Genomic DNA, 13,223 nt, shown 5'->3' with positions numbered 1-13,223 from the left:
CATGAAAAATAAAACTGTACTATTTATTTATTTAGGATTTAGTTTCCTCTATTTGGCTATAACTGCACTAGAGCAAGAAGAAATGGCACGTTTAATGAAACCCTTTTTACTTCCCTTTTTACTAATTGCGGTATATGTATCAGAAAAGTTCAAAACTAAGTCTACTCTTTTAATTGCGTTGACTTTTTCATGGATTGGTGATATTGTTTTATTATTTGCTAATCAAGGCGAACTCTATTTTATAATTGGTTTAGTAGCATTCTTGATTTCTCATGTATTTTATATCGTGCTTTTTAACCAACAAGCGGTAACTACATCCATTTCTAACAAAATTAGTTTTGGAGCCGGAATAGGACTTATTTTACTTTATTTCTTTGGAATGATAACTACATTAGGTCCGAAGTTAGGACCGCTTACTTTGCCTGTTATAGTGTATGCTGTTGTAATTAGCAGTATGTTGTATTTTGCATTAAAAGGAAGTTATCAATGGGCTAAAATACCCTATCAATCCGTATTAATTGGTGCAATTCTATTTATTGCTTCTGATAGTATTTTAGCATTTAACAAATTTTACCAAGCCATTCCATTTGCTTCCTTTTTAATTATGGTTACTTATTTGGCTGCTCAATATGGTATTGTTTGGGGAATTTTAAATTTAAACCAAAAAAAATAGCATTTTCTAATTCAAGAAAATGCTACTCAATAGTAAATGGATTGTTATTTAGTGCGGTAATTTTTTCTTCAAAATTCCATACAAAGTAGTTCCAATCAAAGCACCTATAAATACTACAATTACAGGTAGAAATCCAGCTCCTAATAAAATAAAGATCGGTCCTGGACAAGAACCTACTAATCCCCAACCTAATCCAAAAAAGATACCACCAAAAATATATCGAGCGGTGCTGTTGTCTTTATCCTTAATTACAATGGCAGAACCATCTAATGCTTTTATATTATTCCTTTTAATAAGTTGAATGCCAATAATTCCTGTTGCAATGGCAACTGAAATAATTCCATACATATGAAATGATTGAAATTGGAACATTTCATAAATACGGTACCATGATACCGCCTCTGATTTGGTTAAAACAATTCCGAAAACAAAACCTACAAGTAAAAATTTAAAGTATTTCATAATCAAAAAATTAAAGGTAAAATGAAATGCGCCATAATCAATCCGCCAATAAAAAACCCAATCACGGCTTTCAATGAAGGAAGTTGTAAATTACTCAATCCTGAAATAGCATGTCCAGAAGTACAGCCTCCAGCATAGCGCGTTCCGAAACCAATTAAAATTCCACCAATTAATAAAATGAAAATACTTTTAGGTGATTCAAATATTTGATTTCCAAAAAGAGCATCGGGTGCTAACTTTCCATCAGGAGCATCAATTCCAAGTGTAGACAATTGATAAACCGTAGCTGGATTTATCGTAACATTAGTTGGATCACTCATAAAGTTAACGGCAACAAATCCGCCAAGCATAGCGCCTAAAACTACCATCAAATTCCATTTATTGGTTTTCCAATCAAAATTGAAATAAGAAACTTTTTTACCTAATCCTGACATGGAACAAAGTGTTTCTAGATTGGATGACATACCGAATTGTTTTCCGAAAAAAATCAAACTTAACATAATCAAACCAATTAGAAAACCTGAAACATACCAAGGCCAAGTTTGAAAAAATACATTCATAATTATTTAATTAATTTCTGTAAAAATAAGAATTCTTATTGGCAATAAAAACAATTAATTTGGGCATAATTATTGTTATTTTTAACAAGCCTACAAAGTTCTATTTATATTTGTTGGAGTTTTGTAAACAGTTTTGGCATTTAAAACTTTATCAATTATGAAAAAAATTATATCTATTTTAAGTATTTCAATTCTACTAAGTTCCTGCATAAGCACTCGATCTACCTTAAAAAATGTCGATGATTCAGCTCCTGACCTAGTAGTAAATAAAGACAATACATTTGAAATACGAGAATTCAGTACGGATAAAAAATACGGATACGACAAAGATTACCCTATCAATATTTTTTATAAAACTAGCGCTACCGATGCCAACCAAGAGCGTTTTTTAAATGCTTTGGCGGGGCCAAGAGGAGAAAAAATAACCTACACTAAACTGGAAAGTTGCTGTCCCTTCCCTACCAAAAGAAGTGATATGGGTGCTGGTTTCTTAGATGTTTACGAACTAAAATGGGAAGGGCAAACGAAACCAATTGTATTGTATATTAACATTTACGAAAAAGGAATTGTAAAGGTACCCCTAGGACTAAGGCTTAGAAATAAATAATGGAATTATATCAAAACAAAAAGAGCACCAATTTGGTGCTCTTTTTTATTCATTACAAATGCTTTACTGTACTTGAAACAAAGCATTACTAAAAAGTAGGATTCCATTTTCCCAAAATCCTCTAAACATAAGGATTGTCTATCATATAAATCAAAGTTCCTTTGTTCTTTTTCTCTACTGCAAACGTAACCGTTTCAGCTAATTGCTTCTTCAATTCATGTCCAATAAAACCATAACTTCTGTAATTTTTAGGAACATAAATCACATTAGAGGCATTCGTCAATAAGGAATATTTTCTTGCATCCGTTTTTAAACTAAAATAATTGGAACCTAATCCAAATGCCAATGGATGAGAAGCATCTATGGAATTTTCGATAATTGCACCTGGAATAGAAGATGATATTAATCTTCTTTCATGATTGTGGTAATCTAGCAAACGACTCTTAAGTTCTTTTTCTTTAGCAGCATTTTCAGATTTTGTTTTCTCTTCATCCGAAGCAAACTCACGTAAAGCATAACTTTCTGTTTTCTCAAATTGGCTCAATGCCTCATTCATTGCAATTACCTTTCCTCCTTTTGCAATCCAATTTTCTAATTGCTTGCTAAAATCTTCAGAGAAGTTATAATTCCCATCCGCCAGAATTAACGTATTGTATTCTGACCAATCTATTCTTCCTAAATTACTTACATCTACAATACTCGTTGGATATTGAATAACTTCATCTAAATAATGCCAAACCGCTCCAAACTCTGTTGGATTTACTCCTTTTCCTGATAACAAAAGAATTTTTGGCATCTTAATTAAAGAGAAGTTTTCTCCACCTAAATCACGTGCATTCACTGAAAAACCTGAAGTTAAGTAATTATAATCCGCTTTTGATTGAATTAAATCACCAACAGTTTTTTCAAAGTTAGTTATGGTTGGATTGTCCCCTTTACTAACAATCAATCCGCCAGACTCAACAATAACATCTCCGAAAACGGCTTTCTGTGCTGCTGTTCTCACTTTTATTCCGTTTTGAAGCAATTGAGAAACTATCTTTGCGGAAGTTCTATTATTCCAAGGAATATGAAAGGCGTATACTTTTTCTGGTGCATTTAATTGCTTTTTCTCAATCGCAGCTTTGGTGCTTAAAGCCACACTATTTTTTAACGCATATCCTTCTAATCCATAAGCCAATGGCAAATCCCAAGCCGTGATATCATAAGACAAACTATCATTCAATTTTTGGTTGGGTTCAAATAAAACTTGGGTCATTACACCTCTTGGTTGATCTGCCTTGATGATTAAATCATTTGGCTCGATAGAAAATGTATTGTCTTTTTTGGTTTTATAATTGTATCCAATGGTTTTTTGACTAGCATTGGCGTACGAATATTCAATTCCATTTTTCTTTAATAATTCAACTAATTGTTCCGACTTCGGATTGTTCTTCATCACATAAGTGGCATATACTCCTTTGGCTTTTTTTCTGGAATTAGTCATAAAACCTCTAAAACCTTTTAACAATTGATCCGACTGATTCGATGCTGTTTCAATTATGGTCAAAACTGCTTTTGCATGATGAGTTAATCGGTCTTTAGTAGTTAAATGAGTTCCGTTAGCCAATTTAATTTCGCGACCAGCTCCAATCCCACCTTGCTCCAAAGTCATACCAACCGCTCCATTATAGGTTGGATATGTATCTCCATAACTTGGATAAAACAAATCAAAACGTTCACGCGTGTTGTATAGCCAATTTTCTTTATCAAACTTAGCTGCGATATTTTTTCCAAGAGAAAAATGAAAGTCTTTTTGGTATTGGTCAATAAATTCATGCAACGGCTCCGCAGATGGTGGAAAAAAATACGGAGATTCATACCCCATTTCGTGAATATCTGCGTGAACTTGTGGCATCCATTGGTTGTATAACGCAATACGCTTTTGAGATTCAACTTGTGTTTGCCATGCCCAGTCTCTATTCAAATCAAATACATAATGATTGTATCTTCCGCCTGGCCAAACTTCCATATGTTCTCTATCAGACAAACCTGGATGGGTTTTCTTTCCTGAAATTTCACGTAACCAATTAGCATAACGAGATTGACCATCAGGATTTTCACAAGGATCTAAAATTACAATTGTATTTTTTAACCATTCTTTGGTTTCTTTATTTGAAGGATTTAATAATTCATAAGCCACAGTCATAGCACTTTCCATTCCAGCATATTCATTTCCATGCACACTAAAACTAATCCAAACAATCAGCTTATCGCCAATTTTCTGATTTTGTTGATTAGAAAGGCCAATAGCGCTCAAATTGTTATTCCTAATTTGATCCAAATTAGCCAAGTTTTCAGGAGTGGAAACAAAATAAACATTCAGGTTTCGCTCTTCATTGGTTTGACCATAGACCTGGTGTTTAATCAACGATGACTCTTTAACTAAATGACTAAAGTAGGCTTCAGCTTGATGGTGAAATGTAATTTGTTTGCCATAATTAGGCAAAAATTCAGAAGGAGATTTAATTTGAGCTTGTGTGTATAAACCATACAAAAACAAAAAAGAAATCAAAAAAATAGATTTTTTCATAGGAATAGTAAAACTAATTTATAGAATATCAAATGTAGATATATTTAGAATATATACACACAAAAGTTAAAATTTGAAACACAATAATTACGATTAATTAAAAATATCATTGTTAAATCAAATTAATTATCAAAATATTTCTAATTATTTTTATAATTTTGAGAAAAGTTTAATTTTATGGAAGAATGTATTTCTGTTTTCGATATGTTGAAAATCGGTGTTGGACCATCGAGCTCCCACACTTTAGGTCCGTGGAGAGCTGCTGAACGTTTTTTAGCAGAACTTCGAAAAGAAAATAGACTAATTCAAGTTACATCCATACGAGTAGATTTATACGGTTCGCTTTCGCTTACAGGCAAAGGACACGCAACTGATTTAGCAGTAATGCTAGGACTTAGTAATCAAAATCCAGAAACAATTCCAGTTGAAGACATCAAAGGAATTACAGATCAAATTATAAAAGAGAAAACAATTAATTTAGGTGGAGAAAATACAATTGAATTTGATCCAAAAACTGCAATTGTTTTCAACAAAAACTTTCTTCCTTTTCATTCTAACGGTATTAAATTTTCCGCTTTTTTCAACGAAAATGATCATTATGAAACCACCTACTATTCTATTGGAGGAGGTTTTGTTGTCGTTGAAGAACGAGTGAATGCGAAAAAGAAACAAGCCATCAAATGTGCTTTTCCTTATATTATAAATAATGCAGCCGACTTACTACAGTTTGCTACATCAGAAGAAAAATCAATTTCAGAAATCGTTTATGAAAATGAAAAATCAATGCGTTCTGAAAATGAAATTCATGATGAACTGCTACGTATATGGAACACAATGCTAGAATGCATGTATTTAGGTTGTCATTCTGAAGGCGTTTTACCAGGCGGACTCAATGTTCGAAGAAGAGCTTTTGATATGCACCAAGATTTGATTGGACTATCGAACTATGATTCGCCACAAACTTGGTTAGAACAAATCAGAAAAACAGAAGTGAAATTCCGCCAAATCTTAAAATGGGTGAGCTGTTTTGCATTAGCTGTAAACGAAGTAAACGCTTCATTGGGCCGAGTGGTAACTGCACCAACAAATGGAAGTGCAGGTGTTATTCCTGCTGTTCTGATGTATTATATGGTGATTGAAAACCACCATGCAGGAGAAAAAGAAGTCAAACAATTTTTATTAGTTGCTGGAGAAATTGGCAGTATTTTTAAACAAGGTGCCACTATATCAGCTGCTATGGGTGGTTGTCAAGCAGAAATTGGCGTGTCATCCGCTATGGCTGCGGCAGCTTTGTGCGAACTCATGGGCGGAACCCCGAGCCAGGTTTTAATCGCAGCTGAAATTGCGATGGAACACCATTTGGGATTAACTTGTGATCCAATAGAAGGCTTGGTACAAATTCCGTGTATTGAGAGAAATACAATGGGTGCAATTAAAGCGATTAATGCTGCCGAATTAGCATTGGCTACTGATCCAAAGAATGTAAAAGTTCCTCTAGATAAAGTAGTAGATACCATGTGGCAAACTGCCAAGGACATGAATTCTAAATACAAAGAGACTTCCCAAGGAGGATTAGCAGTAGCTGTAAATATGTCGGATTGTTAGAATTCGAAACACAAGCTGGAGGTAAAAAATAAATTGGATGTAGTGTTCATTGTACTGGTAGTAAACAAATTGTTTTCACTACTAAAATGACGTAATTCGGTTCTAAATTTAGTTTTGTCATTCAATAGATAATCCAAGTTCATTGAAAAACCAACAGTTTTAAATTCATCTAAAGTGGCGATGAGTACATTGTGTTTGTCTTGATAATACTCTGCTCTTATTGCGGTTTGCCATTTCGGGCTAATGGTATATTGAGAAATTACAACTGGGCTATACCACATCTGTGTTGAATTACCGGGTTGACTTTTATTTTGCAAACCAAAATCAAACCCTACAATAGTTCGCCATCGCGAATCCCATTTTTTATCCCAATACAAATTACTAAAATAGCGAGCGGAAAAATCAATCCCATTAAATTCTTCTCCTACAAATGTACTCCAATTGAACAAAGAGTTATTTGTTGTAGTATATACCAATTGAGTACCTATTGAAGGAGTCTGTTTACTATCAGCACGACTAATTCTTTGCCATCCGTTAGTTATAAAAATTGAAAATTTTAATCGCTCACTAAGCGTATTATTGTACTTTATACCAGTCATAAAATAAGGAGAATTTTCGGCTAAAATAGATCGTGTAAGTGTCAAGTTGGTGGCAGAAGCTGCAGACTCAAATCCAATATAACTTGGCATTATTCCTACCTCAATTGATTGTTTTTTAAGATTATCTAAATACAAGCCTACGAAGGCTTCGTTGATGTATTTCATTTTTTCATTAGCATAATTATCATCTACATAGGTTCCAGAATGAAAAGCAATACTGGCATAAGTATTATCGTAATCTACTTTAGCACGAAGCAATCCAAGATTCAGATTAACTTCGTTATGCCTATTGTAATTGTACATAAACGGCAATTTTGATTCAGGACCACTAGAATTAAAATCATAAGCATAGTAGGTTTCTACAAACCCTGATAAAGTAATTGTTAATTTCTTATTGTCTTGAGAAAATAAATTTATAAAAGACAATGTCAAACAAATAGTAAATACTTTTTTCATCTAAAATTTATTTTCTGTTTAATTCAATTTTGATTGCTGGAGAATAGACCATTGGATATTCTTCAATTTTAATGTCGCTTTTATCCAACCCAAATGCTTTTTCATCGGATAAAGATAATTTTTTTAACCAAAAATAGGAAGTAAGCATCCAACCTTCCTTAAATGCGAACTCATTTTCAACTGAAATGAATTTTTCAATTATAACAAACTTAAAATCAGGTTCATTATTATATTTAGTTGATCCATCAGGTCGAATATGAAGATTCAATTCCTTTCTTTCCACCAATTCTTGGACTATCTTTTTGAAATATAATTCTACTTTCGGCTGAATTCTAAATCCAACATTCAATATAACTTTGATTACTTTATCATCTAATAATTCTTCAACTTCATAATTCAGAGTAAAGGGTTCATTTACTCTATTTATGTGTAAAAACCAATAAACATCAGCTCTCTTAGGTTTCTTAGCAAAGATTGATTTAATGATTTTTTCTTCAATTTCATAGGTTTTATCGGCTTTAGATAAATATATTAAATGGGTTGCATATTTTGGAATATCATCGTCTTGACTCAATTCATTCAATAAAATGGTTTGTTCTTTTAAATTGGTAAACTTCAAAAACTTATTATTAATTTTTCTGGAATAATACCATACATACATCACCATAAATATGAATAATTCGAAAAATAAAAACATCCAACGTTCTTTGATTTTAACCACGTTAGCAATAAAAAAAGAGATTTCTATAATTGAAAAAATTACAAGTACTATTGCAACCCATGTCATTTTAACTTTCTTTATAAAAACTAAATAATAGGATAACAAAACTGTTGTCATTAACATTGCAACAGTAATCGAAAAACCATATGCTGCTTCCATATTTGATGAGCTTTTAAAATATAAAATCATCAATACACAACCTATCCATAAAATTGTATTTACTGAAGGTATATATATTTGACCTTTCAAATTTGTTGGGTTTTTCAAGGCAACTCTTGGCCAAAAATTAAGCGAAATAGCTTCATTTATTAGGGTAAACGAACCACTAATCAAGGCTTGAGAAGCAATTATAGTTGCTAAAGTTGCTATAATAATACCAATAATTAAAAACCATTGTGGCATAATTGCATAAAATGGATTCTGACCATTTAAATATTCATTTCCTTGACTCATCAACCACGCACCCTGTCCTAAATAGTTAATAACCAAGGCTATTTTTACAAAAACCCAAGTGATTCTTATGTTTGTTTTTCCACAATGACCTAAATCAGAATATAAGGCTTCTGCTCCTGTTGTACACAAAAAAACGGCTCCCAAAAGCCAAAAACCATTTGGATATTGAGTTAGTAATTCATAACCATAAATAGGATTTAATGCTTTTACTATTTCAACATGCTGAACAATTTGAGAAAAACCCAAAACTAATAACATGGTAAACCAAATTATCATTATTGGTCCAAAAACGCTTCCCACTTTTTGAGTACCAAAGCGCTGAAAGATAAAAATTCCTGATAAAATGGTAATTACAATTGGAATCGTAGGCAAATTGGGTACTATTGCTTCTAAACCTTCAACAGCTGATGCCACAGAAATAGGTGGCGTTATTATTCCGTCAGCAAGTAAACATGTTGCGCCCAGAATAGTTGGAATTACTAATTTTCCTTTTCCAAAACGTTTTACTAAAGCATAGAGCGAGAAAACACCACCTTCGCCATGGTTATCGGCTGAAAGTGTGAGTAAAATATACTTAAAAGTAGTTTGAAAAGTTAATGTCCAGAACACACACGAAATCGCGCCATAAACTAACAACTCGTTAATTGGTCTATCACCAATTATGGCTTTCATTACATACAAAGGCGATGTTCCAATATCACCATAAATTATTCCTAATGCTACCAATAATGTAGCGGCTGTCACTTTTTGTTTTACTGATATATTCATTTTTTTTAAGTTTAAAAGGTATTTAAAATAAGACGTACGAATCCCGAATTGCTATGTTTCTACTTGCAACTTTCAATTCTTAACTTTAAATTCTTGGAGTATAATTAACTAGTATTAAATCTATAACCAACACCTGATTCGGTAATGATATATTTTGGTCGGTTTGGATCTTCTTCTATTTTTTTCCGCAATTGAGCCACAAATACTCGTAAATATTGAGTTTGATCAGAATAACTTTGTCCCCAAATTTCTTTAAGAATGTATTGATGGGTTAAAACTCTACCATCATTTTTAAATAACAAAATGAGTAGGGCAAATTCCGTTGCTGTTAGTTTTACTATTTCATTTTTAACTTTAACTATCCTTGAAAATAAATCGATAGAAACATTCCCAAATGAAGTGATTGGTTCAATATTTTGAACACTATTTTTGCGCAAAGCAGTACGCATTCTAGCTAATAATTCTTGTGTTCTAAAAGGTTTAGTTAAATAATCATTGGCGCCATTATCTAAAGCATTTACAATTTCTTCTTCGGCACTTTTTACTGACAAAATGATTATCGGATTTTGAAACCATTCGCGTAATTTGACCAAAATATCTTGTCCGTTTTCATCAGGCAAACCTAAATCTAAAAGGATCAAATCAGGTTGATGACTTGCCGCCATTGTAATACCTTCTTTCCCGTTGACCGCAAAATTTACTTTATAAGCATTAGCTTCTAATGAAATTTCTAATAATTTTCTTATTTGGATTTCATCATCAATAACTAATATGGAATATTTGTTATTCATTTTTTAAAGAATTAATTGGCAAACAATCTACATTAAAACTCAACTTAAAAGTTGCTCCTCCATTTTCATTGTTTGTCAAATTTATTGTTCCGTTTTGAGCCTCTACAAATCCTTTAACGATAGATAAGCCTAAACCTGTCCCACCTGTTTTTGAGTTTTTAAATCTATAGAACTTATCAAAAGCTCTGTCAATTTCATCTACAGGAAAGCCATAACCATCATCTGAAATTGTGATGAGACATTTTTTAATTAAATAAATATGTGAATCTATATCAACATCATATTTAACTTGAATTTCTATTGTTGCTCCTTTAGGTGTATGCTGCGAACAATTATAAACCAAATTATAAATAACTTGTTCAAACAAACCATAATCTAGTTTGAAAAGAGGTAAGTTATCCTCAATAAAAAACTTAATTCTATGTTCGCTTGTTTCTTCTGAAAGTCGATGACAAACATTGTGAATAATTTCTGTGATGTCACACCAGTCGAATTTTGGTTGCATATATCCAGATTCCAAACGTGACATGTTTAAGAGATTCTCAACTTGATAATTTAATTTCATCGTTGCCTTTTCTATTTCACTATGCAATTTAAATTGAGTTTCTGTTGATAAATTCACCTCTTTTTGTTGTAATATATCAATAGAACCAAGTATAGCAGCTATGGGTGTTCTTAACTCATGAGACAATGAATCAAGTAAAGTATTATATAATTTCAATGTTTTAGCTCGAGTTTCTTCCTCCTGAATTTTTCTTTGCATTATTCTTAACTTGTTAGTTAAAACAGCATTGATTAATGCTATAATAAAAAACATTACAAGCAAAAAAGCATCTTCTGCATTATCTATATGTAGTGTATAATATGGATTAATAAATAAAAAATCTAACGCCAATGAACTTAAAACTGCTGCTAATAATACCGGCTTTATTTTAAAAAAAATAGCAAGTATAGATACTAAAACCAAAAGAATATAACCAACAATTCTATAATCAATAGAATTTCTTATAAAAAGACATAATATTGAAACTATCGATACCGATAAGAAGCTAACTAAATAAGGACTAAACAATTTTTTTTTGAATAACTTATCCATTGTTATTTTTTTACAAATTTACAGAGACAGTTATAAGTAAAAAATAGTATTTATTAATTAAAATATAAAGATTTTATTAAAATTTTCGCCTGGTATCTATTAAATACACAATCTTCCATAGTCCATTATCCTTGAATAAAGTAAATGCATTTACTCCTTTGTGGCTCAACTTATTGTTCACATAAAATTCGTAAGGTGTCCAGACGTGAGCCATGGCACCATCTACTTGGATAGAACATTCCAATACTCTTTCTTCAAAAAGCATCGTGCTAGGAATTGTAGCAATCGAACGATAAAAGTCTTGAGGAATTAGATTTTTTATTTGAGACCCTTTAGAAGATTCAGCAATAGATTGTAAAATCATATTCTCAGCACAAACCGATTTGATGATTGTAGAGTCTTTGGCATGAAAGCCTTTAAAAAAAGTAACGATTACGTCTTTCAATTCCTCGTTTTGAGAATATAAAGAACTCGAAAATACAAGTAATAAAACAAATACAATTCTTTGCATAGCACTAAATAATTAAATAAATATCAAATTAAACAATAATTCTACAATGTAGAGCTAAAAAAAATTGATTTTATTACCTTTACCGCAATTAAACACATTACTATGTCTGTCGCAAAAAAAGATTACAAAAGAATTACTACAAAGTCATTAATTGAAATGAAAGCCAATGGCGAAAAAATTTCAATGCTTACTGCCTATGATTTTACTATGGCGAAAATAGTAGATTCGGCCGGAGTTGATGTAATTCTCGTGGGAGACTCTGCTTCCAATGTTATGGCGGGACACGAAACTACCTTACCAATTACTTTGGACCAAATGATTTATCATGCTTCATCTGTAGTTCGTGCCATTGAACGTTCATTAGTAGTGGTTGATTTGCCTTTTGGAAGCTACCAATCAGACTCGAAAGAAGCACTTCGTTCTGCTATTCGAATTATGAAAGAAAGTGGCGGACACGCAGTGAAATTAGAAGGTGGAAGCGAAATTAAAGATTCTATCAAAAAAATATTAAACGCCGGAATTCCGGTGATGGGTCATCTAGGTTTGACTCCTCAATCCATTTATAAATTTGGAACCTACACTGTTCGTGCCAAAGAAGATGCTGAAGCTGAACAATTAATGGAAGACGCTAAAATGTTAGAAAACCTAGGTTGTTTTGCAATAGTAGTAGAAAAAATTCCTGCCCATTTAGCTGAAAAAGTAGCCAAAAGCATTTCTATTCCTGTCATCGGAATTGGTGCTGGTGGTGGCGTTGACGGACAAGTATTAGTTATCCATGATATGTTAGGGATGAATAACGAATTCAGTCCGCGTTTCTTGAGACGCTATATGAATTTATACGAAGGAATGACTTCGGCTATAAGTCAATATGTAGACGATGTTAAATCATCTGATTTTCCAAATGCTAATGAGCAATATTAGTTTAGATTGTTAGATTCTTAGATTATAAGAAAATTGATTTTTTAATTTATAGGTAATTAGGGTTTTATGCATCGATTTAAAGATCTAGAGATTTGGAAAAGAAGTAGAATTTTTTGTTCCAAAATATATGCTGAAACCGCCAAATTTCCAGAGAATGAAAAATTTGGAATAACTAATCAATTGCGAAGAGCCTTTGTTTCAATACCATCCAATATTGCAGAAGGTTCATCAAGAGCATCAAACAAAGAATTGTCTAGATTTCTCGAAATTGCAATTGGTTCGGCCTATGAAATTGAAACTCAATTATTAATTTCGAATGATTTAAAATTTTTAGAATTTGAATCATTGGAATCACTATTAAATGAGTTAGAGGAAATTATCAAAATGATTTCGAAATTTAGGTCTACTCTAAAAATCTAATCCTCTAA

Annotated in this window: 13 protein-coding genes; 5 read left to right on the top strand and 8 right to left on the bottom strand. The window is 32.1% G+C overall.

The window, feature by feature from the left end; genetic code table 11:
* Position 1 precedes the first annotated feature (1 nt).
* Positions 2-673, top strand: coding sequence for a lysoplasmalogenase (locus tag LPC23_RS07405; RefSeq protein WP_229329230.1), 672 nt, complete (start codon positions 2-4; stop codon positions 671-673).
* A gap of 48 nt (positions 674-721) precedes the next feature.
* On the opposite strand, the gene LPC23_RS07400 is transcribed toward LPC23_RS07405, so the two are convergent.
* Both LPC23_RS07400 and LPC23_RS07395 read right to left on the bottom strand, forming a co-directional pair.
* Complete coding sequence (locus LPC23_RS07400) at positions 722-1,135, bottom strand: DUF6691 family protein (RefSeq protein ID WP_229329228.1); 414 nt, start codon at positions 1,133-1,135, stop codon at positions 722-724.
* A 2-nt stretch (positions 1,136-1,137) separates the two neighbouring features.
* Entirely contained in the window at positions 1,138-1,695 is a 558-nt protein-coding gene (locus LPC23_RS07395) for a YeeE/YedE family protein (protein WP_229329226.1), read from the bottom strand.
* A 157-nt stretch (positions 1,696-1,852) separates the two neighbouring features.
* Between LPC23_RS07395 and LPC23_RS07390 the strand changes: the two genes are divergently transcribed.
* Positions 1,853-2,302, top strand: a complete 450-nt coding sequence (locus LPC23_RS07390) for a 2-dehydro-3-deoxyphosphooctonate aldolase (protein ID WP_229329224.1) — start codon at positions 1,853-1,855, stop codon at positions 2,300-2,302.
* A 121-nt stretch (positions 2,303-2,423) separates the two neighbouring features.
* On the opposite strand, the gene LPC23_RS07385 is transcribed toward LPC23_RS07390, so the two are convergent.
* The gene (locus LPC23_RS07385) at positions 2,424-4,874 is read right to left on the bottom strand and encodes a M14 family zinc carboxypeptidase (RefSeq protein ID WP_229329222.1); all 2,451 of its coding nucleotides are present in this window, start codon (positions 4,872-4,874) and stop codon (positions 2,424-2,426) included.
* A gap of 177 nt (positions 4,875-5,051) precedes the next feature.
* Here LPC23_RS07385 and LPC23_RS07380 point away from each other — a divergent pair, with 177 nt between their 5' ends.
* On the top strand, positions 5,052-6,479 hold the full coding sequence (locus LPC23_RS07380; protein ID WP_229329220.1) for an L-serine ammonia-lyase: 1,428 nt from the start codon (positions 5,052-5,054) through the stop codon (positions 6,477-6,479).
* On the opposite strand, the gene LPC23_RS07375 is transcribed toward LPC23_RS07380, so the two are convergent.
* The 5 genes from LPC23_RS07375 to LPC23_RS07355 form a co-directional block, all read right to left on the bottom strand.
* Positions 6,476-7,534, bottom strand: coding sequence for an outer membrane beta-barrel protein (locus LPC23_RS07375; RefSeq protein ID WP_229329218.1), 1,059 nt, complete (start codon positions 7,532-7,534; stop codon positions 6,476-6,478). The two genes, LPC23_RS07380 and LPC23_RS07375, sit on opposite strands and share 4 nt — an antisense overlap.
* A 7-nt stretch (positions 7,535-7,541) precedes the next feature.
* The gene (locus tag LPC23_RS07370; RefSeq protein ID WP_229329216.1) at positions 7,542-9,476 is read right to left on the bottom strand and encodes a KUP/HAK/KT family potassium transporter; all 1,935 of its coding nucleotides are present in this window, start codon (positions 9,474-9,476) and stop codon (positions 7,542-7,544) included.
* 104 nt (positions 9,477-9,580) lie between these two features.
* Complete coding sequence (locus LPC23_RS07365) at positions 9,581-10,267, bottom strand: response regulator (protein WP_229329214.1); 687 nt, start codon at positions 10,265-10,267, stop codon at positions 9,581-9,583.
* A complete protein-coding gene (locus tag LPC23_RS07360; protein WP_229329212.1) occupies positions 10,260-11,363 on the bottom strand; it encodes a sensor histidine kinase in 1,104 nt (367 codons plus the stop codon). The genes LPC23_RS07365 and LPC23_RS07360 overlap by 8 nt, the downstream gene beginning before the upstream one ends.
* A 76-nt stretch (positions 11,364-11,439) precedes the next feature.
* On the bottom strand, positions 11,440-11,874 hold the full coding sequence (locus tag LPC23_RS07355) for a nuclear transport factor 2 family protein (protein WP_229329211.1): 435 nt from the start codon (positions 11,872-11,874) through the stop codon (positions 11,440-11,442).
* 102 nt (positions 11,875-11,976) lie between these two features.
* Between LPC23_RS07355 and panB the strand changes: the two genes are divergently transcribed.
* Positions 11,977-12,795: a 3-methyl-2-oxobutanoate hydroxymethyltransferase gene (gene panB / locus LPC23_RS07350; protein ID WP_229324186.1), complete on the top strand. Its 819-nt coding sequence runs from the start codon at positions 11,977-11,979 to the stop codon at positions 12,793-12,795.
* Between the two features lie 66 nt (positions 12,796-12,861).
* Entirely contained in the window at positions 12,862-13,215 is a 354-nt protein-coding gene (locus tag LPC23_RS07345; RefSeq protein WP_229329210.1) for a four helix bundle protein, read from the top strand.
* The last annotated feature ends 8 nt before the right edge of the window (positions 13,216-13,223 follow it).

It is taken from the genome of Flavobacterium ammonificans, assembly GCF_020885975.1.
GTDB classification, from domain to species: Bacteria; Bacteroidota; Bacteroidia; order Flavobacteriales; family Flavobacteriaceae; genus Flavobacterium; species Flavobacterium ammonificans.
The sequence above is the reverse complement of the archived record's forward strand: the minus strand, read 5'-3'. Positions and strand labels throughout refer to the sequence as shown.